At 37.6% G+C, this 25,222-nt stretch carries 26 protein-coding genes and 1 riboswitch; of the genes, 18 read left to right on the plus strand and 8 right to left on the minus strand.

Translation table 11 applies throughout. The features are described 5' to 3' along the window. Nucleotides 1–29 precede the first annotated feature (29 nt). Nucleotides 30–782, minus strand: a complete 753-nt coding sequence (locus tag AC4G3O_RS14875) for a DUF975 family protein (protein WP_139892683.1) — start codon at nucleotides 780–782, stop codon at nucleotides 30–32. Between the two features lie 187 nt (nucleotides 783–969). Between AC4G3O_RS14875 and AC4G3O_RS14880 the strand changes: the two genes are divergently transcribed. The 12 genes from AC4G3O_RS14880 to AC4G3O_RS14935 all read left to right on the plus strand — a co-directional run bounded on the left by AC4G3O_RS14880 (nucleotide 970) and on the right by AC4G3O_RS14935 (nucleotide 12,089). Further along, nucleotides 970–2,217, plus strand: coding sequence for an acyl-CoA dehydrogenase family protein (locus tag AC4G3O_RS14880; protein WP_491136413.1), 1,248 nt, complete (start codon nucleotides 970–972; stop codon nucleotides 2,215–2,217). After that, nucleotides 2,195–2,974, plus strand: a complete 780-nt coding sequence (locus AC4G3O_RS14885) for an SDR family oxidoreductase (protein ID WP_139892681.1) — start codon at nucleotides 2,195–2,197, stop codon at nucleotides 2,972–2,974. Before AC4G3O_RS14880 ends, AC4G3O_RS14885 begins: the two co-directional genes overlap by 23 nt. A 33-nt stretch (nucleotides 2,975–3,007) precedes the next feature. After that, on the plus strand, nucleotides 3,008–4,618 hold the full coding sequence (locus AC4G3O_RS14890) for a long-chain-fatty-acid--CoA ligase (RefSeq protein WP_139892764.1): 1,611 nt from the start codon (nucleotides 3,008–3,010) through the stop codon (nucleotides 4,616–4,618). Nucleotides 4,619–4,654: 36 nt separating this feature from the next. Next, on the plus strand, nucleotides 4,655–5,224 hold the full coding sequence (locus AC4G3O_RS14895) for a TetR/AcrR family transcriptional regulator (protein WP_490553494.1): 570 nt from the start codon (nucleotides 4,655–4,657) through the stop codon (nucleotides 5,222–5,224). A 135-nt stretch (nucleotides 5,225–5,359) separates the two neighbouring features. Then, nucleotides 5,360–5,758 carry an acyl-CoA thioesterase gene (locus tag AC4G3O_RS14900; RefSeq protein ID WP_139892680.1) on the plus strand — a complete coding sequence of 133 codons (399 nt, stop codon included), beginning with the start codon at nucleotides 5,360–5,362 and terminating at the stop codon, nucleotides 5,756–5,758. 32 nt (nucleotides 5,759–5,790) lie between these two features. Next, on the plus strand, nucleotides 5,791–6,861 hold the full coding sequence (locus tag AC4G3O_RS14905) for a phosphotransferase family protein (RefSeq protein ID WP_491136414.1): 1,071 nt from the start codon (nucleotides 5,791–5,793) through the stop codon (nucleotides 6,859–6,861). A 1-nt stretch (nucleotide 6,862) separates the two neighbouring features. Then, the gene (locus AC4G3O_RS14910; RefSeq protein ID WP_491136415.1) at nucleotides 6,863–7,609 is read left to right on the plus strand and encodes a 2-phosphosulfolactate phosphatase; all 747 of its coding nucleotides are present in this window, start codon (nucleotides 6,863–6,865) and stop codon (nucleotides 7,607–7,609) included. A 6-nt stretch (nucleotides 7,610–7,615) separates the two neighbouring features. After that, on the plus strand, nucleotides 7,616–8,383 hold the full coding sequence (locus AC4G3O_RS14915) for an SDR family NAD(P)-dependent oxidoreductase (protein WP_490996905.1): 768 nt from the start codon (nucleotides 7,616–7,618) through the stop codon (nucleotides 8,381–8,383). A gap of 20 nt (nucleotides 8,384–8,403) precedes the next feature. Continuing rightward, nucleotides 8,404–9,177, plus strand: coding sequence for an enoyl-CoA hydratase/isomerase family protein (locus AC4G3O_RS14920; RefSeq protein WP_491136416.1), 774 nt, complete (start codon nucleotides 8,404–8,406; stop codon nucleotides 9,175–9,177). 19 nt (nucleotides 9,178–9,196) lie between these two features. Beyond that, nucleotides 9,197–10,177, plus strand: coding sequence for a quinone oxidoreductase family protein (locus AC4G3O_RS14925; RefSeq protein ID WP_491136417.1), 981 nt, complete (start codon nucleotides 9,197–9,199; stop codon nucleotides 10,175–10,177). Nucleotides 10,178–10,398: 221 nt separating this feature from the next. Beyond that, the gene (locus tag AC4G3O_RS14930) at nucleotides 10,399–11,199 is read left to right on the plus strand and encodes a DUF368 domain-containing protein (RefSeq protein WP_066108029.1); all 801 of its coding nucleotides are present in this window, start codon (nucleotides 10,399–10,401) and stop codon (nucleotides 11,197–11,199) included. 182 nt (nucleotides 11,200–11,381) lie between these two features. Then, a complete protein-coding gene (locus tag AC4G3O_RS14935) occupies nucleotides 11,382–12,089 on the plus strand; it encodes a DUF4352 domain-containing protein (RefSeq protein WP_491136418.1) in 708 nt (235 codons plus the stop codon). A gap of 81 nt (nucleotides 12,090–12,170) precedes the next feature. Here the strand turns inward: AC4G3O_RS14935 and AC4G3O_RS14940 are convergent, their stop codons facing one another. From AC4G3O_RS14940 to AC4G3O_RS14950, 3 genes are all read right to left on the minus strand, one after another. After that, nucleotides 12,171–12,605, minus strand: coding sequence for a ferritin-like domain-containing protein (locus tag AC4G3O_RS14940; protein WP_066108023.1), 435 nt, complete (start codon nucleotides 12,603–12,605; stop codon nucleotides 12,171–12,173). A 156-nt stretch (nucleotides 12,606–12,761) separates the two neighbouring features. Continuing rightward, nucleotides 12,762–13,247, minus strand: a complete 486-nt coding sequence (locus AC4G3O_RS14945) for a QueT transporter family protein (RefSeq protein ID WP_066108019.1) — start codon at nucleotides 13,245–13,247, stop codon at nucleotides 12,762–12,764. A gap of 7 nt (nucleotides 13,248–13,254) precedes the next feature. After that, a riboswitch (PreQ1 riboswitch) is annotated at nucleotides 13,255–13,299 on the minus strand. 167 nt (nucleotides 13,300–13,466) lie between these two features. Continuing rightward, complete coding sequence (locus tag AC4G3O_RS14950) at nucleotides 13,467–13,997, minus strand: DoxX family membrane protein (protein WP_148631075.1); 531 nt, start codon at nucleotides 13,995–13,997, stop codon at nucleotides 13,467–13,469. A 374-nt stretch (nucleotides 13,998–14,371) separates the two neighbouring features. On the opposite strand from AC4G3O_RS14950, the gene nadE reads away from it, so the two are divergent. Continuing rightward, complete coding sequence (gene nadE, locus AC4G3O_RS14955; protein ID WP_066108014.1) at nucleotides 14,372–15,190, plus strand: NAD(+) synthase; 819 nt, start codon at nucleotides 14,372–14,374, stop codon at nucleotides 15,188–15,190. A gap of 328 nt (nucleotides 15,191–15,518) precedes the next feature. Next, the gene (locus AC4G3O_RS14960) at nucleotides 15,519–18,278 is read left to right on the plus strand and encodes a GTP-binding protein (protein WP_491136419.1); all 2,760 of its coding nucleotides are present in this window, start codon (nucleotides 15,519–15,521) and stop codon (nucleotides 18,276–18,278) included. Between the two features lie 67 nt (nucleotides 18,279–18,345). Here the strand turns inward: AC4G3O_RS14960 and AC4G3O_RS14965 are convergent, their stop codons facing one another. Both AC4G3O_RS14965 and AC4G3O_RS14970 read right to left on the minus strand, forming a co-directional pair. Further along, a complete protein-coding gene (locus AC4G3O_RS14965) occupies nucleotides 18,346–19,410 on the minus strand; it encodes an AI-2E family transporter (RefSeq protein ID WP_140462191.1) in 1,065 nt (354 codons plus the stop codon). A gap of 199 nt (nucleotides 19,411–19,609) precedes the next feature. Continuing rightward, nucleotides 19,610–20,464, minus strand: a complete 855-nt coding sequence (locus AC4G3O_RS14970) for an STAS domain-containing protein (RefSeq protein ID WP_490553482.1) — start codon at nucleotides 20,462–20,464, stop codon at nucleotides 19,610–19,612. A gap of 247 nt (nucleotides 20,465–20,711) precedes the next feature. Here AC4G3O_RS14970 and AC4G3O_RS14975 point away from each other — a divergent pair, with 247 nt between their 5' ends. The 3 genes from AC4G3O_RS14975 (at nucleotide 20,712) to AC4G3O_RS14985 (ending at nucleotide 22,977) form a co-directional block, all read left to right on the plus strand. Next, the gene (locus AC4G3O_RS14975) at nucleotides 20,712–21,530 is read left to right on the plus strand and encodes a basic amino acid ABC transporter substrate-binding protein (RefSeq protein ID WP_490553481.1); all 819 of its coding nucleotides are present in this window, start codon (nucleotides 20,712–20,714) and stop codon (nucleotides 21,528–21,530) included. Between the two features lie 71 nt (nucleotides 21,531–21,601). Next, complete coding sequence (locus AC4G3O_RS14980; RefSeq protein ID WP_066108002.1) at nucleotides 21,602–22,258, plus strand: amino acid ABC transporter permease; 657 nt, start codon at nucleotides 21,602–21,604, stop codon at nucleotides 22,256–22,258. Then, nucleotides 22,255–22,977 carry an amino acid ABC transporter ATP-binding protein gene (locus tag AC4G3O_RS14985; protein ID WP_148631073.1) on the plus strand — a complete coding sequence of 241 codons (723 nt, stop codon included), beginning with the start codon at nucleotides 22,255–22,257 and terminating at the stop codon, nucleotides 22,975–22,977. Before AC4G3O_RS14980 ends, AC4G3O_RS14985 begins: the two co-directional genes overlap by 4 nt. 34 nt (nucleotides 22,978–23,011) lie before the next feature. Here AC4G3O_RS14985 and AC4G3O_RS14990 read toward each other — a convergent pair whose 3' ends face one another. Together AC4G3O_RS14990 and AC4G3O_RS14995 are read right to left on the minus strand one after the other, a co-directional pair. Continuing rightward, nucleotides 23,012–23,179 carry a hypothetical protein gene (locus AC4G3O_RS14990; RefSeq protein WP_175354307.1) on the minus strand — a complete coding sequence of 56 codons (168 nt, stop codon included), beginning with the start codon at nucleotides 23,177–23,179 and terminating at the stop codon, nucleotides 23,012–23,014. A 63-nt stretch (nucleotides 23,180–23,242) separates the two neighbouring features. Beyond that, on the minus strand, nucleotides 23,243–23,476 hold the full coding sequence (locus AC4G3O_RS14995) for a hypothetical protein (protein ID WP_066107998.1): 234 nt from the start codon (nucleotides 23,474–23,476) through the stop codon (nucleotides 23,243–23,245). A 281-nt stretch (nucleotides 23,477–23,757) separates the two neighbouring features. On the opposite strand from AC4G3O_RS14995, the gene cls reads away from it, so the two are divergent. After that, nucleotides 23,758–25,212 carry a cardiolipin synthase gene (gene cls, locus AC4G3O_RS15000; RefSeq protein WP_066107992.1) on the plus strand — a complete coding sequence of 485 codons (1,455 nt, stop codon included), beginning with the start codon at nucleotides 23,758–23,760 and terminating at the stop codon, nucleotides 25,210–25,212. The last annotated feature ends 10 nt before the right edge of the window (nucleotides 25,213–25,222 follow it).

Consider the following 25,222-nt stretch of genomic DNA (forward strand, 5'->3'; position numbering starts at 1 on the left):
CGGCTCTATGATGGAGCTGGAATTATCTTTTATTCTACACGCTTAGCAAGGTCGATATGATCGGCAGCAGAATTATGAGTAGAAGGCAGTGGATTCTGTATAAGAGATCCTTCTGATGGCTTTACATAATCATCATAGAAGACAGCTAATGAAGTAGTTATAAAAGGTGCAAGGTATATAGCAATACCAAAGATTGTGATATACCCGATAATCAGGCTTGCCATGCCGCTTAAATATACTCCATCATTTACAGTATCAGCACCAATAGCAATAGATACGATTCCGATAAAAATTAATACGATAGGGATAATAAACCATGGTAAAAAAGATAGGTATAGTACAAATAAATCTTTCTTTTTACCATTCATGATTCGTCGGCTTTCTGTAATCGCTTGAAGAGCGGTTAAATCGGAACGGTCACGCAAGATAAATAAAGTCATAGAATAGGCTAACGCTTTAATGATGCCGGGTATAATTAATAAAACTGACCAGAGTAAGGTAAATAAAAAGATTAAAAAGTTTGTTAAGGCATTCCTGAAATAGTTCAATTTAAAACCATCAAATAGTGTTTCAATAGAAGGATTTTGCTGCCTCTTTATGGCTAAGTGGAACCATTGATATCCTACAGCCAATGGGCTTGATATAAAGAAAAATGCAAGAATAAAAAGAAATGATTCAGCAACTCTGCTAACAAGGAGAGTTATGAAAAAAACTCCTATCGCAATTCCCCAGTAGCCAGTTAATTTTTGTTTGGCTGTGTTTTTAATCAGTTTGATATTCATTTTACAACTCTTTCCTTCTTCCTGTGTGTTTATTACTATTTATAAGAATAATATAATCTGACTGAATTTGTAAAACTATATAAGTATTTGTAATTTTTGGATAATTAGTTGGAATTTAAAAGAGCATCAAGTATAATTGGGAGTAATTAACAATACCTACCGGTCAGTATGTGAAAGGAGTGAAGGAATGGATTTTTCCTATTCGAGTAAGGTGATTGACTTGGAGAGACAGTTAAGTGATTTTATGAATGAGTATGTATATCCTAATGAAGGATTATATGAGGTTCAGTTAAATGAGCAAGAATCACGGTGGAGTCAGGTGCCTCCGGTTATGGAAGACTTAAAATCAAAAGCTAAAAATGCAGGGCTTTGGAATTTATTTCTGCCTGAGAGTGAATATGGTGCTGGTCTGACCAATTTGGAATATGCACCTTTATGTGAAATAATGGGACGCTCATTAATCGGCCCTGAAATGTTTAATTGCAGTGCTCCTGACACAGGTAATATGGAAGTATTAGAAAGGTATGGGACTGCTGAACAGAAAGAGGAATGGCTTAAGCCTTTATTAGCTGGTGAAATACGTTCCTGTTTTTCAATGACCGAGCCAGATGTCGCTTCATCAGATGCTACGAATATTGAAGCAAGTATTGAAAAAGATGGAGATGGCTATATCATCAATGGCCGCAAGTGGTGGTCTTCAGGCGCAGGAGATCCAAGATGTAAAATTGCAATTGTGATGGGGAAGACGAACAAAATGGCAGATCGGCATGAACAGCAATCTATGATTCTTGTACCTCTTGATTCAAAAGGAGTAAAAATCGAAAGAATGCTTCCTGTTTTTGGTTATGATCATGCCCCTCATGGACATGGAGAAATTACATATGAAAACGTTAAAGTACCCGCTGAGAACATAATTTGGGGAGAGGGAAAGGGATTTGCGATAGCACAGGGAAGGCTGGGTCCAGGAAGGATTCATCATTGTATGAGGCTGATTGGGGCAGCAGAGCGTTCACTAGAAATATTATGTAAGCGCATTCAAACAAGAACTGCCTTTGGGCAGCCGCTATCTAATCAAGGGGTAATAAAAGAGTGGATTGCAAATTCAAGAATTGAAATTGAGCAGGCAAGATTATTAACTTTAAAAGCAGCTTACATGATGGATACGGTTGGGAACAAAAAAGCGAAGGCCGAGATTGCGATGATCAAAGTCGTTGCTCCAAATATGGCTTTGAAGGTTATCGACAGGGCTATACAGGGACTTGGAGCAGCAGGAGTTTCAGAGGATTATCCTTTGGCAGCTCATTGGGCAAATGCAAGAACATTGCGATTAGCTGATGGACCCGATGAAGTTCACCGTGCACAGATTGCCAAGCTAGAGCTTAAAAAATATCTAGGGGAGGAACAAGCTGATCATGAACGTTTTACAAATGTTTGATTTAACCGGTAAGACAGCGATTATCACAGGAGGCGGACGTGGGCTTGGAGCCCATATTGCACAGGGTTTGGCAGAAGCGGGAGCAAATATTGTTCTATGTTCACGCAAGATTGAGGCTTGCACCGAGGTAGCAGATCATCTGAATAAAGAATATGGAGTTGAAACCTTGGCCTTAAAATGTGATATCACGAATGCGGAAGATATTCATAGTGTCGTCTCAGAAACACTAGATAAATTTGAAGATATTGATATTCTTGTCAACAATAGCGGTGCCTCATGGGGAGCTTCTGCATTGGATATGCCGCTTGAAGCCTGGAATAAGGTTATCAATACTAATTTGACAGGTACCTTCCTGATGTCCCAGGCAGTGGGAAAGGTGATGATGGAACAGAAGCGAGGAAAAATAATCAATATTGCTTCAGTTGCGGGGCTCGGTGGAACTCAAGCTGACATGATGGATACTGTTGGGTACAATGCCAGCAAAGGAGCTGTCCTTACTTTAACAAAGGATTTGGCAGTGAAATGGGGGAAACATAATATTCATGTTAATGCAATCGCACCTGGTTTTTTCCCAACCAAAATGTCTCAGGTCTTACTCGAACGCGGAAAAGATGCAATTGAATATATGACACCGCTTGGAAGGCTTGGAAATGATGAAGACCTCAAGGGAGTTGCTTTATTCCTAGCCTCTGCTGCATCCAATTATATAACAGGTGAGGTATTGGTAGTTGATGGCGGAAAACACGCCATGGTTTAAATAAAAGATGAAGGAGATTTGACTATGGAAAATATGAAAAAGAAAGCTTGGCTTACGCAATATCCGGAAGGTATTGCATCTGAAATCGAAATACCGAACAAATCACTGCCAGACATTCTTCATGAAACGACAATCCATTACCCCACAAACAATGCCCTATCTTTTTTTGGAAGAAAAATGACCTATCAGGAACTTTTAGGGACATCCAATCGCTTCGCCGCAGCACTTCAGAATAATGATGTTAAAAAGGGTGATAGGGTGGCAATAATGCTGCCAAACTGTCCTCAGTATGTGATTGCCTATTATGGAGCCCTATCGATGGGAGGAATTGTCACTCAAATCAACCCCATGTTAGTAGCTAGAGAACTGGAATATATATTGCAGGATTCCGATGCTGAAACGATTGTTGTCATGGATGCATTCTATCAAACTGTTAAAGCGGTTCAATCTACTACGAATCTCAAAAATATTATTGTAGTAAGCCTGCAGCCATCCGGGGCGGAATTTGGAGATGATTGGACATTTGAGCGATTTATCTCTGAAACCGTCATGCCAGTAGAGCCAGTAGTTATTGATCCGAGCCATGATGTTGCTGTGCTCCAATATACAGGTGGCACTACGGGGAGATCGAAAGGAGCCATGCTCACTCATCGTAATTTAGTGGCCAATATCTATCAAACAAAGGAATTTTATAAGCAGATAGTAAAGAAAGGTCAGGAACGGTATCTGACTGTCATCCCATTATTCCACGTATTTGGTATGACAGCCTGTATGAATAATTGCATATTAATGGCGAGTGAAAACATATTGCTACCCCGTTTTGATTTAGAAGAGGTCCTTCAAACTATAAAACAGGAGAAGCCAACTATATTCCCTGGTGTACCAACCATGTACGTCGCGATCAACGCTCATCCTAAAGCAAAGGAATATGGGATTGATAGCATAAAAATTTCCAATAGCGGAAGTGCTCCTATGCCTATGGAATTAATGAAGGAATATGAATCAAAAACGGATTCTAAGATTTTGGAGGGTTATGGTCTTTCGGAAGCATCGCCCGTTACGCATTGTAATCCGGATTTTGGTGTTCGTAAACCTGGAACAGTCGGAATTGCCTTCCCATCTACAGATTGTAAAATCGTGGATGTAGCTACAGGGGTGGAGGAGGTCCCGGTTGGCGAACTGGGAGAATTAATTGTCAAAGGTCCGCAGATTATGAAAGGTTACTGGAATATGCCTGAAGAAACGGCCGTTGCTCTCCGCAATGGATGGCTGTATACAGGGGATATTGCCAGGATAGATGAAGATGGATATCTAACGATTGTTGACCGTAAAAAGGATCTAATCATTGCAAGCGGTTATAATATCTACCCTCGTGATGTAGAAGAAGTCCTGTATGAACATCCATCCGTACAGGAAGCTGTTGTAATTGGAGTTCCGGATGAGTATCGCGGAGAAACAGTCAAAGCAATTTTAGTATTAAAAGCGAATGAGTCAGCTACGGATAAAGAGATTATAGAATACTGTAAAAATAATATGGCGGCCTATCGAGTGCCGACAATAGTAGAATTCCGTGATGAATTACCAAAAACAAATGTCGGAAAAATACTTCGCCGGGCTCTGAGGGAAGAAGTCAAAACAAAGTAAGGGTGACATGAATACACACGAACTGGGGTCTTGATGATGAAACAAAAAATTAAGAACACCAGCATTTCTTTATTTGAACAAAAGGGTTTTGCAGAAACATCCATACAGGATATTGTTGATTCTTTGGGAGTTACAAAGGGAACCTTTTATTACTATTTTGCAAGTAAAGAAGAATTATTGATGAATATTCATCTCGATTATATTAATGGATTAATTGAAAGACAGGAAGCGATCCTAAATACCTTGAGGAAAACCTGTAGACAAAAAATACACGATATAGCGTATTTACTAGTGAGTGATATTCGAACCCAAGGTTTAAGTGCAAAGGTGTTCTTCCGGGAAATGAAACTATTATCCGATGATAAGCTGGAAGAGATTTTGCCAAAGCGTGATCAATTTCGATTTAATATTGAAGATTTAATTAAGCAGGGAATGAAGACAGGAGAGCTACGTTCAGATTTAAATCCTACCATTGTTACATTTGGTATTCTTGGAATTTTGAACTGGAGCTATCAGTGGTTTAACCCTGAAGGAGTTATTTCTGAACATGAATTAGCAGACATGTTTGTAGAGATGATCATGAAAGGAATTGAAAAAGGGGAGTAGGAAATCACGACTCCCTTTTTTTGAATAAAATTGCTTAATTGGAGCTGGTCGGTGTATAGATTACGAATATCCTCCGAGGCATAAGCAGGGTATAAATATAGCATGGATACTGTAAATGGGTAAAAGGAGGCCGCTATGGAATCAATGGTAACCGTCCGTTTTTCGGAAACAGATGCACTTGGTCATGTGAATAATACAAGTTATTTCATCTATTTGGAGGAAGCTCGTCTTCATTTTTTGAAGGAAATGGAACTGGATTTAAAAATAAGAAATTGGTCATTCATTTTGGCCTCGACTAAATGTGATTTCCTCTCTCAAGCCTATTTTGATCAAATATTAAAAATTAACACGACTGTATCCAGAGTGGGGACAAAGAGCTTTCAGCTTGAACATGATATTTACTGTGCTCAAACCGGTAACCCAATTGCCAAAGGGACTGCTATCCTTGTTCAGTTTAATTTTGACAAACAGGAAAGTGAACCGATTCCTGAAATGCTAAAAGAGAAACTGTTGAGGCTGGTCGAAGCTGTTTAATGAGTCCGATTTTTGAAAGAGGTGAGGTAGACATGAACCAAGGAGTTAGTAAAGATACGATTCCCGTACGAAATGGAGAAGAATTGCACCAGCATGTACTTGAATCATTTCTGCGGAGTAAGATTAGCGATTTGCCAGAAGGAAACCTGGAAATTGAACAATTCTCGGCAGGTCATTCAAATTTAACCTATCAATTGAAAATAGGCACATGGGAAGCTGTTTTAAGGAAACCGCCGCTAGGGCCTGTAGCTCCAAAAGCCCATGATATGCAAAGGGAATACAGCATCCTCTCAGAAGTATATCCTCTTTTCAGTCCGGCTCCAAAACCAATCCTTTACTCAGATGATGAACATGTTGTTGGGAGTCCGTTTTTTATTATGGAACGAAAGCAAGGTTTTATATTTGATACTTCTGTTCCTGAAGGCATTAAACCTTCCCGTGAACTCTTTCAAAATTTATCAAAGGAAATGGTAGCACGGCTTGTTCAGCTTCATAGCATTTCCTATCAGGAGACTAGATTGAAGGAAATCAGTAAGCCTGATGGCTTTATGGAAAGACAGACAAATGGATGGATAGCACGTTATGAACGAGCAAAAACAGATGATATTCCACATATACAAGAATTAGAGAAATGGTTAGTAGACCACATTCCAGCTTCATGTGATGCTTCAATTATTCATTATGACTATAAATTGAACAATGCGATGTTTAATGAGGATGGGACGGAAATGGTCGGTCTATTTGATTGGGAAATGACGACGGTTGGGGATCCGCTCGCAGATCTTGGAGTAGCTATGAGCTATTGGGCAGAGGGGGACGATTCTGAAGTATTGAAGAAAGGACTGGGGAAGCCATCTGTTACGATTCGAGATGGATTTTATACAAGGGAACAATTTATTTCAGAATATGCAAGACAAAGCGGCCGTGATGTCTCCAATATGAATTTCTATTTAACATTTGCCTATTTCAAATTAGCGGGGATTTGTCAGCAAATCTACTATCGTTATCATAATGGCCAAACAAAGGATCCGAGATTTGCCAGCTTTGATAAGTATGTAAAAACATTGATTGAGCATGCTTATTTACTTACAAGGAATCAATAAGATGCTGAAAGTTCATGTCCTGCTGACCAAGGAAGATATTTCAAAGGAAAAACTGTCCTCAGGTAACAAGATAGCTGTTGTACTGGATATTCTTTTGGCCACAACCACGATTGTAACAGCATTGCAGAATGGAGCAACAGAGGTTATTCCCGTTCTTAATCCGGACGAAGCTATTAAAGTAAGCAGACAATTTGAGAACGGACAAGCCTTGATGGCTGGGGAATTACATGCAGAACCAATCGATGGATTTTTTTATCCAGGACCGGTTGAAATTAGCACGCGTATCCATGGTAAAACATTGATTCTTTCTACTACTAACGGCACAGTAGCTCTACATAAAGCGGCACATGCAAATCTAGTGTATATATCCTCCTTGCTTAATAATGCTGCCGTGGCACAGGCGCTACTGAAAAGTAGCAAGGATGAAACTATTGTCGTGATTTGTTCAGGAAATTCAGGAGAATTTAGCCTAGAGGATTTCTATGGTGCCGGCCATTTAATTGCAAATATAACCTGTAGAACCAAACAAGAGATTGAGCTGAATGACGCTGGAAAAGCTGCATTGGCTTTTTATGACAGCCATTCATCAAATCCGTACTCAGTCCTGGCAGCATCCAGAGTTGGATTGCTATTAACCAAATATGGATTAAAGGAAGACCTTCTGTTATCAAGTACTAGTGGATGTTATGAGATTGTTCCTGTGTTTAAAAATAATCGCGTTGTATTAACGGTAAAAAAGGAGGCATAGGATGCGATGCGATTTCAAGAACAAGTTGCCGTGATCACTGGGGGTGGCAGCGGGATTGGAAAGGCCACCGCTCTGCGTTTGGCGAAAGAAGGGGCAAATGTCATTCTAGTTGGAAGAACCTTAGAAAAGCTTGAAAGCGTTGTTGATGAAATTAATAATCAAAGCCATCATATCCAGGCAACCTGTTTTGCGGCCGACGTTACGAAAGAAGAGGAAGTAACAGCGTTGTTAGATTTTATTGAGGATCATTTTATGGACTTGCATGTGGTCATCAATAATGCAGGTGGTTCAGTGCAATCAAAAATAATGGATACGGCCGTAGAGGCTTGGGATATCGTTCAGGAAGTGAATTTGAAGAGTGTGTTTTTGGTTTCAAAAATACTTGGAAAGTTTATGATGGAGCAAGCTAACCGTGGAGGTAATAGGGCATTTGTTAATATAGCGAGTCTATCAGGCCATAAAGCTGCTGCTCATATACCTCATTATAGTTCTGCAAAAGCAGCTGTGTTGAATTTTACGAAGGCACTTGCTTTTGAAATGGCACCATATGGTATCCGTGCAAACTCCGTATCACCTGGATTTGTTGAAACACCGTTGACAGAATGGTCTTTAACGAATGAACGGTTTGTGAAATCAATAGAACGCAACACAGCATTGAAAAGAGTAGGAACCAGTGAGGAAATAGCCAATGTTATTGCCTTTTTAGCATCGAGTGAAGCTTCATACATGACTGGTACAGATGTACTGGTCGATGGGGGATGGATGATCACTTAAAAGAGAAAGGGAGATGGATGATGGAACACTTATTAATAAAAGAAATAGGTTCAGTATTAGTATTAACATTAAATAGACCTGAAAGCTTGAATGCTTTTAGTCCGGAAATGATAACAGGACTAATTAGTGAATTAAAAAAAGCTGATAAAAATCCTAATGTGAAAGTGATTATTTTAAACGGAGCAGGCCGGGCGTTTAGTGCCGGCGGAGATGTAAAAACGATGGGAGCCAAATCAGCAGCTACTACCTACGAGTATTTAGGAGTCATAAATGAGTGTATTTTAACGATGAAGGAGATTGAAACTCCTATTATTGCTGCGGTACATGGTTTTGCGGCAGGGGCCGGTTTTAATTTGGCGCTTGCCTGTGATTTGATTGTGGCCGCTGAGGGGAGTAAGTTCGCTTTAAGTTTTTCAAAGGTTGGCCTTATTTCGGATGCAGGAGGTTCCTATTTCCTTCCACGCTTAGTTGGTCCGCACTTAGCAAAACAATTCTTCTTTTCAGCTGAACCGATACCAGCAGAACGTTTATATGAACTTGGGGTTATTAATAAACTTGTACCTTTAGAAGCTTTGCGTGATGAAGCGATTCAATATGCGACTATGCTATCCTATGGTCCAGGAAAAGCATATGGGCAAATGAAAAAACTGATTGATTATTCTTTTACGGCCACTCTCGAAGATGTCCTGGAGAGAGAACGCATCACTCAAACGATGATGATAGCCACGGAGGATCATCAAGAAGGTGTATCTGCATTTAAGGAAAAAAGAAAGCCGCAGTTTACTGGCAAATAAGAGAAAGGGAGTATGTATTATGAAAGCCATTCAATTTACTGAGTACGGAGGACCAGAAGTATTAAAAATGGTCGAATTAGATAGGCCGAAACCTGGTCCACATGAAGTATTAATTGAAATACATGTAGTTGGTGTGAATTATGCAGATACTGCCAGACGCGAAGGCCAATATGTTGTACCAACCAAGCTCCCTTTTGTACCAGGAGCAGAAGTTGCCGGGATTGTAGTCGAAACTGGCTCAGAAGTGACGAACGTAAATATTGGAGCAAGAGTGGTCACGCTGATTGAATCTGGAGGATATGCTGAGTATGCTGTAGCAGACGCTCGGTCCGTGATTCTCCTGAAAGAAGAATTGGATTTAGAAGTAGCAGTCTCCCTCCCGCTACAAGGGTTGAGTGCCTATCATATTTTAAAAACAATGGGGCAGTTGCAAGAGGGTGAAACCGTTCTCGTTCATGCGGCAGCTGGAGGAGTTGGGACTTTAGCAGTCCAATTGGCTAAATTAATGGGCGCCGGTAAAGTAATTGCAACTGCCAGCACAGAAGAAAAGCTGGAGCTTGCACGTTCTCTGGGAGCTGATGTTTGTATCAACTATACAAAAGAAGGCTGGTATAAAGACGTGCTGGAAGCGACAAACGGCCGTGGAGTCAATGTTGCGCTCGAAATGGCAGGTGGAAACGTCTTTAAAGATACACTGAAATGTTTAGCTACGTTCGGAAGATTAGTAATATATGGTGTCGCAAGCGGAGAACAGGCCGTCATGCACCCCTCATCCTTAATGGCGAGAAACCAGTCGGTCATTGGATTCTTTCTTCCACAAATTATGAAAAAACCAGAATTGCTGTTGCCGAGCATGCGTGATCTTTTTTCTTTCTTAGAAGAGGGAAAATTAAAATTAATAATAGGTGAAGTCCATCCGATTGAGGAAGCAGCGAAGGTACATGAGTTGCTACAATCGAGGAAGACAATAGGAAAGGTATTACTCCAGGTTCGTCGTTAAGGTGATGACATTCTCGCAAAGCATGCAGTTCTAGCATGGTTGTTATTGTAATAAGAGTAAGTATAAATGTGACATTATTTGATATTGCTATATTGATATGTTTTATATCTATTATAGTGAAGTAAAGAAGCATCATTAAATTTGTATTATGTGCCATTGTTTTTACTAGTTCTTATTTTGTAAACTATTATAGTGAAATAAAAAAATAAGGACTGAAGATAATGGAATGGAAAAACATATATCGTGGTATGTTAATGGGAATCAGTGATTTAATTCCCGGTGTAAGTGGAGGAACCATAGCGTTTATATTAGGTATTTATGATCGCTTATTATTATCAATCAGTGGCTTTTTTAGCCGTGATTGGAGAAGGTATCTGGGCTTTTTATTGCCACTGGCAATCGGTATGGGGTTTACTATACTGACGTTTAGCCGATTGATTGATTATTTGCTAGAGCATCATCATGAACCGACACAATTCTTTTTTGTAGGGTTAATCATCGGTGTACTGCCATTTATTATAAGACAGGCAGAGGTGAAAAAACACTTTACAGGAAAGCATTTTGTGGTTGTCGTTTTGGTCGCGATCATGATGGCAGCACTAGGTTTCCTGAAGCCGAATGAATCTGTTGTTATATCTGATGTAACGCTTTTATCTGGGCTTGGATTATTCTTTTCCGGCTGGCTTGCAAGTATGGCTATGCTGCTTCCAGGTATTAGTGGCTCGTTTATATTATTATTGCTCGGTGTTTATTCAACTGTTATTTCTGCTTTATCAGATTTAAACTTTACAATTATTATACTTGTAGGGGCTGGAGCAGTGGTTGGTTTTATTGTGAGCAGTAAAGCAATCAGCTTTTTACTGAGGGCATATCCACATATGACGTTTGCAGTCATAATGGGGTTGATTATTGGATCTATATTTGTAATCGTTCCTGGATTGCCAACAGGAATAGGTACTATACTGCTATGTTGTATAACTTTTGTGGCAGGTCTTTTGGTAACGAAAATTTTTACGAAGTAATAATTGACTAGAAAGTAAAAGGATTGTCACTGACAATCCTTTTTTATTTTGTTTCGACTGCACTGTTAAAACAATTATGTGGGATAGATAGGAAAATGGCGTTTATGCTTAGAATATTAAGACATAAGCAAATATATAGATTAACTACAATTTTACAATAAAAAGTATTGGAGGTTGAATCAATGCAAAAGGGACTGAGGTTTATATTTTTGGCATGTCTTATTTTAGGAGTATCAGCATGTGGAAGCGAAAAAGAAGAGACGATAAATAAGGATAATAAAAAGAATCAAACTACAGAAGATGTAAGTACTGATAATAAAGAAGGTACCGAAGATAAAGAAACAAAAAATGGCGTGGCATCAAAAGGAGAAGAGCCATCTGTATCCTCTGAGGTGTATCAAGATCGATTTACTTCTGGCAATATGGGTGTGAAAAAGATACTATATGAAAATTTTAAAATGAATGACACTAAAAATATAGAAGACGTAATCATTACGTTAGAAAGTATACAGTATGCTGAGATAACCCCATCAGAGGAAACTAAATCAAAGTTCAAAGATTTAAATGAAAGAGACCGTATCATACTTACCATGAAAATAAAGCTTGTGAACAATTTCAAACAACCATTAATATTTAAATCCATTCGTTCTTTTTTAAGAGGGAACGATAATCAAATAACCTATCTGCCAGAAACAAATCTGGAGCCAAGCCAACAAGGAGAAATTGCTGCCGGAACATCTAGTGAAAAGCTTCATGTCTTTTTAATAGACAAGGATTTGTTCTTAATTACACGAAATTTAAAATTGGAGTTTGGGCCATTCCTAAACAGTGAAGGTAAAGATTTATTTAATGGTAAAAAGACAGAATTTGAAATCCCATTACCGAAGTAATAGCTATAAAAAGAACCGTAATTCTGCTTGTCAGAATCACGGTTCTATCCCTGTGTTAAACATGTTGCAGATTGTTAAGAATTAATCAAATCTGGAGTCACTAAGAATGCGGCCAATCTCTTCCATATGGCCTGTTTCATCGGAGATAAGATCTTCTAGTTTGACAACTAATTCAGTTAAGCCTAATTCCTCAGCTTGTTTCTTGCGTGTTTCGTAGCGATCTATTGTATCTTTTTCTGCCTGATAGGCAGATTCAAGCATTACCTTAACATCAGTGGTTTGTTTAACTTCTGCTGGTGTTACAGTTGGTGTTCCACCCAATGTACTGATTTTTTCTGCAAGATATAAAGCATGTCCCTGTTCATCGGCTATTTCACCTTCAAAGAAAGGTTTCAGTGTTTGTCTGTATAAACCAGAAACCATTGCCGCATAGCTAGAATACATGATTGATGCAGCATATTCGTTTGCTAGATCTTCATTTAAACCATCTATTAATTCTTTTAATTTTTTTTCCATTCTATAATCCACTCCTTCTATATTCTATAATTCAAATGTACCCTACTTTACTACATATTAAGCATTTTTTTTGTGGCAGGATTTTGAAATGTTCAGGGAATATTTTTACATAATAAAAAGCCTGATCCGATAAAGGACCAAGCTTGGATTATTAAGTCAGATTAATTTTGAGAAATTAATACGTTTATTGAGAGCATACATAATTGGAGCACCAATTGTCATGACTGCTAATTCTCCAGCTGCGGTTGTTGCCCATGCAAACCAGAAAGGAAGTTTCAAAACAATATTTAACTCTATAGCAATTAAGAACATGGTAAAAGTAAAAACGAATGTATTAATAGCCATCCTTGCCCAAATATTGCGGACAAATCGGAAGGTTAGAATGGTGATTGTTAATGCTAGTATGGATTGGCCAACACCAAATATTAAATCATATGCACCCATTGATGAGAAAAAGAGGTTAGAGATAAATACTCCTATCACAATCCCATACATGTATTTTTTATTAAATACAATCAAGTGATTGAACATTTCAGGTACTCGAAACTGAATGTTCGAAAATGCGATTGGCTGTACGATTATAGTGACAGCAATATATAAGGCTGCCAAAACTCCATTTACAGCAAGCGTTCTAATATTCATTTTTTTCTCTCCCTTAGTTTTTTATCGTGGGATGGTTACGAACCACGTTTAGTATTTCCGAAGACACCAAATAATCATAAGCATAATAAGATGCCTAGTCAATAAAGGATTGTAGTTGGATCATGGCCAAAACATCATCGTATAGTTATGATCGACTGGCATAAATCAATAAAAGACGCCGAGAGAAATCTCGGCGTCGTCTCTTATTTAATCGTTAGTTTAATGACTTGGAGTTAATTTTTTTGTATTGATTGGTTTTATGTCATCCTTTTTGAAGATAGTTTTACGAATCCAGGGAAGAACGTAATAGTCTCCACCGAATCGTCCGGCATTTGCACCTGCTACAAGAATAACCATTCCCAGTATGATGTAGAGCGGGTTAGTAGATACTGTTCCGCCAAATAAAAACATAAAATTCATTAATAATCCAAAGAAGGCAGCTGTAGTTGTTAAGACACCAAGCAGTAACCCAAGCCCAACTAGAAATTCTCCCCATGGAATTAAGATGTTGATTAACCCTACGTTAGGAATCGCAAATTTTTCAATGAATGAACCATAAATCGGATACAGTGCCCCTCCGTCTGGCCCAGTTACAGGATTAGCAACAATATTTCCAAGGAATCCAGATGCATCAAATGCTCCGCCTTTAATTTTCTCAAATCCATGAATCATCCATTCATAACCAAGATACAGTCTTATAATCAATAATAGTCCGGAGGCATATTTATTAGTTCGTAACCAATTCATCATTTTAAATCACTCCCATATGGATTTAACTGGCTCTAATCCGCGGTTTTTAGTTCCAGTAACTTTCTATACCTTATTTATATACCATATGCTTGATAATGTGGTGCATTATCCCTGTGTTTCTTTTTTTGTACAAAAATATGTGAACCTTTTAAGTTAATACTAAAAACAACTTTACAAACGTGATATTGTTCGTTCCTTCACAAACTTTTACATAATGAACCAATTAGTGTTGTATTAGAATGAAAAATAACACTCTTAATTAAATGAGCTATTTAAAAATTTATATATAAGAGTAAAATATATTTAATGATAAAAGGTTAGAAAGAGAACATTTAAGGAAAATAATAGTATAGGTGTTTGAAGGAGGAATGGGAATGAGCTTACAATCAGTTATTATTGAAGCATTACATGTTAAACCGGAAATAAACCCTAAAGAAGAAATCAAAGACAGAGTTGGGTTCCTAAAAAGTTACTTAAAGAAGAGCGGAGCAAAAGGATTTGTTCTAGGAATCAGTGGCGGTCAGGATTCTACATTGGCAGGACGTCTGGCTCAGATGGCTGTGGAAGAACTGCGTGAGGAAGGGGTTGCGGCTAAATTTATTGCTGTCAGACTTCCATATGGAGTACAGCAAGATGAAGATGATGCTCAGCGTGCTCTGCAATTTATTAAACCAGATGAAAGTATTACTTTTAATGTCAAGTCTACTGTCGATGTCATTACAGATCAATACAAAGAAGCAACTAATGAAGCATTAACCGATTTTAATAAAGGGAATGTGAAAGCAAGGCTTCGTATGATTGCGCAATATGCCATTGGTGGACAAAATGGACTTCTGGTAATAGGTACAGACCATGCTGCTGAGGCAGTGACAGGTTTTTATACAAAATATGGAGACGGCGGAGCTGATGTTCTTCCTTTATCGGGTCTCTCTAAGCGCCAGGGCAGAGAATTGCTTAAAGAATTGGGAGCTGAGGAAAGACTTTATATGAAAGAGCCGACTGCCGATTTGCTGGATAATAAACCGCAGCAAGCTGATGAAACAGAGCTTGGCTTAAAATATGATACGATTGACGACTATTTGGAAGGCCGTAAAGTCGATGCTGAAGCTGCATTAAAAATTGAAAAACAATATTTAAAAACAGAACACAAACGTCAAATGCCTGCATCCATTCACGATAATTGGTGGAAATAACTAACCAAAAAGTAAGCCTGTGATTTTCATAATCATGGGCTTATTCTATTGTAAGGTGAAATGAATCGTGATTAAGATAACGATATACTGGTATAATTAATTGGAGAAAAATAAAAAACACGAATTGTTTTAGTTAATTTTCTGAGGGTATAGGATATAATCTATTAATATATTTATTTCAAATATGACAAATGTTCCATTTTGCTATCATATTGTATTGAAGATGAAACTTTACCGAAACCGTTTTGCAATCAAATTTTATTACACTATATAAGTTATAAACTATTCTATTGAACAAATTTGTGTGAGAGAACCAGGGAGGGGTCGTATGATGAATAATGAAAATAACTTGATTGAAAAGTCCTTATATAAAACCTTATTAACAAACGATAATGCGGCGAATCCGTTGCTTATAATAAGTGAAGAATTTTTGGCAGAACAACAAAAGGAATTGCCTGAGCTATCAACGCTTAGATTTGCTCAGGGAGAGCTTTATTTCCATTATAAAGACTATGAGACATCCATTTTTAAATGGGAAAAGGTTAGCAATGACCTGGCGCCTTGGGCTATAAAGAATATGGCGGATGCTTACTTTGCAATGGCTATGTATAAAAACGCTGAAGAGCTATATAAATCTATCGAATCAGACTCGATTATATTGAATACCGAAGTTGGATTGCAATTATTTGCTCTATATACGAAATTGGATAAAACTGAACTGGCTGATAAAACGATTAAAAAGGTAGTTAAGTTGAATCCAGATGACTCTCAAGTAACAGAAATAGCACGTTCATTCTTTGAAGAGCAACGTGATTGGAATAGTGCAGTTGAACTTGCAGTAAATGAATCCATCCGTACGGAGTCATTGCTTTGGTATGATGTTCTGCAGTCCTATATTGATCAGGGTGTAACGAAAAATATGGAACCTGGCTATTTTTACCAAGTATTACATAAGCTCTATTCCATAGATAGCGGTCAATTTGAACAACTTGCAGTATCTCTTTGGAACAGCTATAAGGGCGAACCGGCATATTTGCAATGGGTTCAGGGATTTAATGATTTACTGCAGGATCTGGAACTTGTTCATCCCGAACCATGGTCAGATTTATCTTTCTTATTTAAAGAGGGTTACTTCGAATTAATTAATGGACATAAATTATTAAAAACATTAAAGGGCTTATTACCAAGTTTATTACGTAACTGGATTCGCATAACAGATAGGAAGCATGCTCTTTTAGCTTCTTCTGCTATATTGGCATGGAACGATAATTTTCCTGGTATGATAGGTCAAATAGATATTGATCATGCAGAGAGAGTATTAATGCAGGCTGAAAATAACCGGAATGGCTTGGAGGATAGCGTTCGATTATTTGAGGAAATTGATCAATGGGCAAATCAAAATAATTTATCTGTCAGCGAAAGACAAAAATGGATTATTGATGAATTATTAGATGTAAATGTACAGCATATTATGATTGCCGGAACTAGCGGTAGCGGTAAATCTGCCTTAATTCATTCTATTTTAGGAGAAGAGTTATTTGATAAACCAACTTCATCGGCTATCATGTTTAAAAATGCCGAAGAAGAAAGCATAATGGAAGTGACAGACTCTTCGATTAATCCACTAAATTTAGAGGAACTTGAAGATAAGGTTTCAAACAGAAACTTTGTTGATACCAAGCCAAGTATCATTGAATACCATCTTCCGAGCCAATTTTTGGCCGACAATCAAATAGCAATCATCGATACTCCCGGATTCAGTATTGCAAATAATAAAATCCAGGAAGTACGCCGTTATTTGAATATGGCAGATGGTCTTTTACTTGTATTAGATGTAAATGATCCATTTACAAACAAAGAACGCGAAATTGTTATGGCCCTTCATGAACAAGTGCCAGATCTGCCAATTCATTTCTTATTAAATAAAATGGATCTTGTTCACAATGATCAGGAGGCTATTCGTATAGTGGATGAAGCTTGGTCCAGAATCAGTCCTTACCTGCCAAATGCTACAATTTTTGCTCATTCTGCTCATTATAGAAGCAATAGGCAGCTTTCAGATTTTGCTGAATTTATTAAAATGAATCTAACAAGCAAATATAAGGAAAGCGCTCGTACTGCTAAGCTGCTTCACTTTGTACGTGAGACTATATCAAGCTTGCTGGACCAACGATTGGAAAGGGAAGAAAGCTTGATTGAATCCATTCATTGGAATGAGGACCTTTTAGCAAAACTAAATGGTGCGAAGAATCAGATGGAGGATTTGGAGAAAGAAAAAGCAGTATTGTTGCGTAAGACGTTTAAACAAAGGAAGGAAGCCATTCGCCTTGATGTGGAGGCGGCGGTACCTAAAATTCTCCGAGCCAGCAAAGATTTAATTACAGAGGACAGTGATTTCCGCAAGATTCATATAGACTTAAATGAGAAAATGAATGTACGGATTCAGGAATACCTGGAGAATACGATTTTGCCTAAGTATTTTTATTCCTTAAAGGATTGGATTACCGAAGCGGAAGTAGAGTTAAAAGAGAGTCAGGCTTATTTAAAAGAAATGGCTGAAGGCTTCAATGCCATTTATCAGGAAGAACGAATGAAAATGGAATGTGATTTCAGAGTGCTGGATGACTGGCGCAGGGATGCAAACCGAATGACGAGCGGTGTACAAATGGAGACCATTAATATACTGCTTCGCCACACACCGCAACAATTATTATTGAAGAGTGCAGGCATGTTATTCGGATCGATTGCGAATAAAAGTGTTATGTACAATAAATATACAACGTTGATTGAAACACAGGATTATACAGAGGTTGCTCAATTGATTGCAGATAAATTCCTGCTGCAATTTGATATGTTTGAAAAATCGATTACTCGAGATGTTTCAATGTTCTTTGCAGATCCGACAGAAGTAATGAATGGTGCAATGTCAGATACGAATGAGAAAATTGCTGAACATAATGGCGTACTTGAGAAGATGCGTTCTCAGCCAGAATTGTATCGTGACCCATTAAAGCTATACGAATTGCGATTACGACAATACGAATGGATTTTAATTGGCCAAAAAGAAGTTCAAACTATTTCAAGGTAAAAAAAGGTGATTCAGGATGGTGGTTAAGCCATCCTGAATCACCTTTTTTATGTGAAGTTTAGGAGCTTTAAGATGTTCGCAGTTTATAGAATTTAATGAAATTTTTAACAATAACCTTTACTACTGAATAAGTAGGTATAGCTATGAGAATTCCTATAAATCCGTATAAGGAACCCGCTACAAGCAGCAATAATATGACCGTCAGCGGGTGGATATCCAGACGTTTTCCCATTACCTGAGGTGTAACGAGATGACCCTCAAGCTGCTGGACAATGACTAATAATATCAGAACTTTAAAGGCTGTAAATGGGCTGATTAATAGACCTGATATAATCGCAGGGATGGTTCCAAGGAACGGTCCAAGGAAAGGTACAACGGTCAGTAACGTTGCAAAAATAGCTAAAATTAATGCGTTCTCAAGCCCAATAATTAGATATCCAATATACATAAGGATGCCATCGACTATTGCAACGATAAATTGACCGACGATATAAGTGGATAAGGTTTTATCAACATCCATTAAAATTCTGTTGCCCTCGTCCTCTACATTAGCAGGGATATGCTTTAATAAAAAGGGTCTGAGTTTATGCCCATCCTTAAGAAAATAAAAAACAATAAAGGGAACAATTAAAAGTACAGTGACTATGCTCGTAACTGTCGAAAATATGGTTACAGCATGATCGGATAATACTTTAGGAAAACTATCCGCATATTCTTTCCCATATTGAGTGAGCTTGTCTACGGAAAAATAGGTTGAGGCGGCATTCTCATTTATAATTTCCTTTGACTGGGATGTGATTGTTTCTATTCTGTCCGGTATTTTATCGATGAGTTCTTCGCTCTGAGAAACAATGACGGGCCCCAAGAAATGGACACCAGCATAACCCATTCCGCCAATTACTGCATAAATGAGAAGTATACTGATAGTAATCGGCATATACTTACTCAAAAAATGAACGACCGGCCTCAATATATAATATAGAAGACCAGCTATTAAAATCGGAAAAAAGATGGTTATAATCAGTTTTTGGAATGGCCATATAAAGTAATCAATCTTCCCTAATAAATAGATAATGATTAGTATTAAAATAGTGCCGGTTGCATACTTATAAAAAGGTTTATTAAACCACATAGAGCACCCCCAAATGTTAAATTAATGTCTTCACATCTATACCCTTAATTGGTTTAGTTATACTCCAATGTCAGGTAAATAAATGGCACCGCATAACCTGAGAAAACAAACAGCGATTATCATAATAATAAAGTGATAATCGCTGTTTAATATTCTAATATATTAATTTGGTGAACCTTTCATCATCGATGATGACAAATTATTGTTCTTTAATTATAATACCTAATTTAGTAAATGCCTGATTTACGCTGCTTTCTGTTTGGATACATGAAAAATCAATTCCAAGCTGTATGCTTGTTTGTGCCACCTCGGCACGAATTCCTGTCATGATTACCTCTACACCGATTAATTTGAGTGCTTCTATCATTTGAAAAAGGCGGTGTGCTACCAAAGTATCAACGATAAAAACCCCGGATAAATCAATAATTAATGTGGAGATTTGATTGTCTGCACTTTGCTGAAGTGTACTTTCATTTATAGCTCTGGCCCTGGTGGAATCAATATCACCCACTATCGGCAATAATCCGATATTTTCAGTCAATTTAATCACAGGAGAACTTAACTCATTGATTAGGTTGGATTGTGAGTGGATTCGCTTTATCAATATGTTTGTATAGTTTTCTGTATAGCTATGTGTAAGTTGATCTATTGTAGAATTAAACTTTTCCTCCCAGAAAAAAATATCTCTAAAGGTAATATCCAAGCTGGTCATGTCGATAAAGTTTTTTGTGTATTTCCATATAACTCTTCTTAAAAGCCCGGCAGCATTAATAGAATTACTTAGAGGTGTACCGGATTCAAGGCGTACCTCTGCAATAGATAATGTGCGTTCTTTTATTATATAATCTCTCTCTTCTTCTGATTGAAACAAGCTGTTTGCTATTAAAAACAAATATTCTTTAAACTGCTTCTTTAATGCATTAATTGTATGGATAGATCCGTTAAGAGAATAATCTGCTTCAGTACTCTTCGGCATTAGTGAATACCAATCTTCAATTATTTCATCTGAATGAGTAATCAAATAATCATATAAGGCTTTTGATTTAGTTTCCATAATGACCTCTTTTCTTTACCATTCTATATTCAATATTTTGCGTGTATTATGAGAAAAACACAATTAATTAATTACTATTTTTGGAAGAAAAACATGGTTTATTTTAAAGGAATTTGTAGTTTTGACTTTTAGTGTCATAAAATACAAAAAAATCAAAATTAAATTGCGTATTCTTGTAAGCAACCTTATAATGTTATTCATAGACTTTTCTGAATATTTAAAACAGAAAACAAGAGGGGGCGTCATTTTGAAAAAGAAATCATTATTTATGTTTATTATGATAGCTATTATTACTGTCATTGCAGCTTGCGGTTCGAAAGAGGAAGAGAGTGCCGGCGGTGAAGGCGGTACAGATAAGACGTTGAGAGTCGTGACTGATGCGGCATATTCACCATTTGAATTCCAGAAGGAAGGTAAATTGGTTGGTTTTGACGTTGATATTGTGAATGCTGTGGCGAAGGAAGCCGGTTTTAAAGTGAATATTGAACATGTAGGATGGGATCCATTATTTGTCGAGATTAAAAACAAAAGGGCAGCGTTTGGGATGTCAGCGATCTCAATAAATGATGAACGGAAAAAAACATATGATTTCTCTGTTCCATATTTTTTATCAACCAATAAAATTCTTGTCCCAGAAGGCAGCGATATTAAATCTGCACAGGATTTAAAAGGGAAGAAAATTGCTGTTCAGGCTGGTACGACAGGTCAATTTGCGGTTGAAAAGGTAGTAGGCAAAAATAATAAAGACATCAAGAAGTTTGAAACAACTGTACTGGCGATTATGGATATGAAAAAAGGCGGTGCAAAAGCTGTTGTAGCTGATAATGGCGTTGTCGAGGAATACGCTAAAAATAATCCTAAGGATAAGTTTGTGGTAGTAAAGGACCCGAATGCATTTGACAATGAATACTACGGTTTAATGTTTCCGAAGGACAGTAAAGATAAGGCTGTCGTAGATAAAGCTTTAAACGAAATTTTAGAAAATGGAACATATACTGAGATCTATAAAAAATGGTTTGGAGTCGATCCAGATCTTGAAACATTAAAAGCTCAGCAATCGAAATAATAAAGGTGTGAGAGGACTGCGTATCACAGGTGTTGCTGTGCTACGCAATCTTTGTCTAAGGGGGAACAGATGTGGATTTCAGGTGGGATATTATTGAAATTTATGCTCCATTGTTAATGAAAGGAACACTATATACAATTGGACTCTCAATAGCTGGTATTTTAATAGGTTCGATTCTTGGGTTATTAATCGGTCTTGGTAGATTGACCAAAAGGAAATGGTTATCTATTCCCCTAAATTGCTATATTGCTTTTTTTCGTGGGACTCCAATATTTGTCCAACTCCTATTAGTTCACTTTGGTGTTGTACCAGCATTGACAGGAGAGACAAATGCCATACTCGCAACTATTCTTGCCCTCTCATTAAATTCAGCTGCATACATAGCTGAGATATTTCGAGGAGGCATTCAGTCGATTGATTCGGGACAAATGGAGGGAGCCAGGTCGCTTGGGATGTCTCATGGACAGGCTATGAGGTACGTTATTTTACCACAAGCATTTAAGCGCATTATTCCGCCTCTGGGTAATGAGTTTATTGTATTGATTAAGGAGTCATCTATAGCCGCTGTTATCGCAGCTCCAGAATTAACGTATTGGGGTAGAGCTATGGCGACTGAATATTATCGGGTGTGGGAGCCTTATTTAACATCCGCTGTGATTTATCTCATCCTTACGCTTTCTCTTAGCTTGTTATTAAATCGATTGGAAAGAAGGATGGAGACAAAATGATAGATGTTAGGAATTTGAAAAAAAACTTTGGATCCAATGAGGTATTAAAAGATATATCTATTAGGATTGAACCTCAGGAAGTTGTAGTAGTGATAGGTCCCTCTGGTTCAGGGAAATCCACCTTTCTTCGTTGTTTAAATTTACTGGAGCAAATAACGGACGGACATGTCATTATAAATGGAGTAGATCTTGCCGATAAAAAAATTGATATTAATAAGGTACGAACCAAAACAGGAATGGTATTTCAACATTTCAATTTGTTTCCTCATAAAACGGTACTGGAAAATCTAATGCTGGCACCTACCAAGGTGAAAAAGGTTCCTGATGAAGAAGCAAAAAAACATTGTTTGGAGCTCCTTCGAAAGGTAGGTCTATTAGATAAGGAAAATGCTTATCCAGATTCATTGTCAGGTGGTCAGAAACAAAGGGTCGCCATTGCACGTGCATTGGCAATGGAGCCGGAAATCATGTTATTCGATGAACCAACTTCAGCACTTGATCCGGAAATGGTTGGAGAGGTCCTTGAGGTTATGAAAGAGCTTGCGCACGAAGGAATGACAATGGTGGTTGTTACACACGAAATGGGATTTGCGCGTGAGGTGGGAGATCGGGTTGTTTTTATGGATGATGGATATATCGTTGAAGAAAATGAACCGACCAGTTTATTTGAAAATCCGCAGCACAATCGAACAAAGCTGTTTTTGAGTAAAGTTTTATAATGAAAAAGGGACTGCAATAGCAGTCCCTGAGTCGTTATACACCTGTACGTTTGCGTTGGTTGTTTGGTTTCTTTGTCAGTTGGCTTTGCAATTCTTTTGTTTTTTTGACAGGTCCGTTTACATGGCTGCCGGCTTGATTTGATTGTTGCTTAGAAGCAAGTTTTTGTTTTATCGCTTCTTGAAGACTTACTTTTTTAGACATATTATAATGAACTCCTTAAATGGATTTCCTTTATAATATCCCCAATAAGCCATAACATCAAGATTAGAACTCATCCAACTTTCTACCCTTGGTTAATTTTTCGAATTCTTCCATTGATTCTGGTGTTTCATCTTTATTGCTCACATGGTAAGGGTTTTGACTTTGGTTAAATCCGGGCTGCAGGCTGCCGGTGACAACTCCCATTTTAGTAGCTTTAGAATCATTTATGATGGATTCCTGTCTGCCATCTGGATTTGGTTCTGGGTTAACGTGGATTTGATCACTGTTTCTGGGCAATAGGAACATTCCCTTCTTTTTGTGTATTCATTCTATAAGTTCCCTAAACTTCTTTTATTCATACAATTTTATGGAGTAGTCAAGGTTGTTATTTAATGCCATTAACTGAATAATAACCTCAGATTATTGGCATATTATTGGATAAATATTCAGAAGCGAAAGGCAACCTTCAAAATTAGGTTGCCTTTTGATAATTGATATAGTTCAGTAGGTTTTTTAATACTTTGTCGTTATAATATTTATATTAGGTTAGATAATGTTTCGGTTGGAGTTGTAGATGAATGGGAATAACTGATAGCTATGTATGGCAATTTTTAATAGCAATCAATTTGATATTTGCTATTACTATAACCTTTTTAGAAAGGCGTAATGTCAGCGCTTCATGGGCGTGGTTAATGGTTTTGAGCTTTTTTCCAATTGGAGGCTTTATTCTGTATATTGTTCTAGGGCAGAATTTAAGTAAAAGGAAAATATTCACATGGGATAAACGGGGCTATGATTACTTAGAGCAGCGTATCGCTGAACAAAAAGAGCACATGAAAAATATGGAAGAACCATTTAATACTTCTATTACACAGAGGTATAAGGATTTAATTTTAATGAATATGAAAACAGACCATGCTGTATATACCAATGATAATGAAGTTGAAATTTTCACAGATGGCAAGGAAAAATTCAATGCCTTATTTCAGGATATTGCTAGTGCCAAAAAACATATTCATGTTTTATATTACATTATCCAAAACGATACATATGGAAACAGGCTTCTGGATGCGTTGATTGAAAAGGCTAAAGAAGGTGTAGAGATACGGCTGATTTATGACGACGCCGGTTCCAGGAGAATCTCTAAAAAGCGAATAAAGAAATTAAGAGAAGCTGGCGGAAATGCAGAAGCGTTCTTTCCTGGGAAATTACCGCTTATTAATCTCAGAATCAACTTCCGAAACCATCGGAAGCTTGTCATCATTGACAGGAAAGTAGGATATCTTGGTGGATTCAATGTAGGTGAAGAGTATTTAGGACTTGATCCGAAGTTTGGTTATTGGAGAGATACCCATTTACGGATCATCGGAGACGCTGTGAATGATTTACAGTCTCGTTTTATGCTCGATTGGGCTCAGGCTTCAGGAGATAAAATGGAATGGACGGAAGATTACTTTAAATATAGCAAGCAACACAACGAAAAAGGGGTTGGGCTTCAAATTGTTACCTCTGGGCCTGATTCTGAGAGGGAACAAATTAAAAAAAGCTATATACGTATGATTTTGGATGCAAAAGAGTATATATATCTGCAGACGCCTTATTTTATACCGGATGACAGTTTGTTGGACGCCATCAGGATTGCATCCATGTCAGGGGTGGACGTAAGAGTAATGATACCAAATAAACCAGATCATTTATTTGTTTATTGGGCCACTTATTCATACGTTGGAGAATTATTAAAGGCTGGTGCAAAGGTGTTTTTATATGAGAATGGGTTCTTGCATGCGAAAACTATGGTGATAGATGATCGATTGGCAACTGTTGGAACAGCCAATATAGATGTACGCAGTTTTCGATTGAATTTTGAAGTGAATGCAATTATATATCATGCAGACACAGCTGTTCGCCTAAGGGATACATTTGCAGATGATTTAAAACAGAGCCATGAACTTACATCAGAAATTTATAATAATCGTTCCCTTTTAATTCGGTTTAAAGAGTCGTTATCCAGATTATTGTCTCCAGTTTTATGAATAGAAGTAA

Source organism: Bacillus sp. z14 (2026), from assembly GCF_058313575.1.

Excerpts from the sequence above, each read along its gene's own strand:
- AC4G3O_RS14875 (WP_139892683.1), bottom strand. The coding sequence starts at position 782 with ATGAATATCAAACTGATTAAAAACACAGCCAAACAAAAATTAACTGGC.
- AC4G3O_RS14880 (WP_491136413.1), top strand. The coding sequence starts at position 970 with ATGGATTTTTCCTATTCGAGTAAGGTGATTGACTTGGAGAGACAGTTA.
- AC4G3O_RS14885 (WP_139892681.1), top strand. The coding sequence starts at position 2,195 with ATGAACGTTTTACAAATGTTTGATTTAACCGGTAAGACAGCGATTATC.
- AC4G3O_RS14890 (WP_139892764.1), top strand. The coding sequence starts at position 3,008 with ATGAAAAAGAAAGCTTGGCTTACGCAATATCCGGAAGGTATTGCATCT.
- AC4G3O_RS14895 (WP_490553494.1), top strand. The coding sequence starts at position 4,655 with ATGAAACAAAAAATTAAGAACACCAGCATTTCTTTATTTGAACAAAAG.
- AC4G3O_RS14900 (WP_139892680.1), top strand. The coding sequence starts at position 5,360 with ATGGAATCAATGGTAACCGTCCGTTTTTCGGAAACAGATGCACTTGGT.
- AC4G3O_RS14905 (WP_491136414.1), top strand. The coding sequence starts at position 5,791 with ATGAACCAAGGAGTTAGTAAAGATACGATTCCCGTACGAAATGGAGAA.
- AC4G3O_RS14910 (WP_491136415.1), top strand. The coding sequence starts at position 6,863 with ATGCTGAAAGTTCATGTCCTGCTGACCAAGGAAGATATTTCAAAGGAA.
- AC4G3O_RS14915 (WP_490996905.1), top strand. The coding sequence starts at position 7,616 with ATGCGATTTCAAGAACAAGTTGCCGTGATCACTGGGGGTGGCAGCGGG.
- AC4G3O_RS14920 (WP_491136416.1), top strand. The coding sequence starts at position 8,404 with ATGGAACACTTATTAATAAAAGAAATAGGTTCAGTATTAGTATTAACA.
- AC4G3O_RS14925 (WP_491136417.1), top strand. The coding sequence starts at position 9,197 with ATGAAAGCCATTCAATTTACTGAGTACGGAGGACCAGAAGTATTAAAA.
- AC4G3O_RS14930 (WP_066108029.1), top strand. The coding sequence starts at position 10,399 with ATGGAATGGAAAAACATATATCGTGGTATGTTAATGGGAATCAGTGAT.
- AC4G3O_RS14935 (WP_491136418.1), top strand. The coding sequence starts at position 11,382 with ATGCAAAAGGGACTGAGGTTTATATTTTTGGCATGTCTTATTTTAGGA.
- AC4G3O_RS14940 (WP_066108023.1), bottom strand. The coding sequence starts at position 12,605 with ATGGAAAAAAAATTAAAAGAATTAATAGATGGTTTAAATGAAGATCTA.
- AC4G3O_RS14945 (WP_066108019.1), bottom strand. The coding sequence starts at position 13,247 with ATGAATATTAGAACGCTTGCTGTAAATGGAGTTTTGGCAGCCTTATAT.
- AC4G3O_RS14950 (WP_148631075.1), bottom strand. The coding sequence starts at position 13,997 with ATGATGAATTGGTTACGAACTAATAAATATGCCTCCGGACTATTATTG.
- nadE (WP_066108014.1), top strand. The coding sequence starts at position 14,372 with ATGAGCTTACAATCAGTTATTATTGAAGCATTACATGTTAAACCGGAA.
- AC4G3O_RS14960 (WP_491136419.1), top strand. The coding sequence starts at position 15,519 with ATGATGAATAATGAAAATAACTTGATTGAAAAGTCCTTATATAAAACC.
- AC4G3O_RS14965 (WP_140462191.1), bottom strand. The coding sequence starts at position 19,410 with ATGTGGTTTAATAAACCTTTTTATAAGTATGCAACCGGCACTATTTTA.
- AC4G3O_RS14970 (WP_490553482.1), bottom strand. The coding sequence starts at position 20,464 with ATGGAAACTAAATCAAAAGCCTTATATGATTATTTGATTACTCATTCA.
- AC4G3O_RS14985 (WP_148631073.1), top strand. The coding sequence starts at position 22,255 with ATGATAGATGTTAGGAATTTGAAAAAAAACTTTGGATCCAATGAGGTA.
- AC4G3O_RS14990 (WP_175354307.1), bottom strand. The coding sequence starts at position 23,179 with ATGTCTAAAAAAGTAAGTCTTCAAGAAGCGATAAAACAAAAACTTGCT.
- cls (WP_066107992.1), top strand. The coding sequence starts at position 23,758 with ATGGGAATAACTGATAGCTATGTATGGCAATTTTTAATAGCAATCAAT.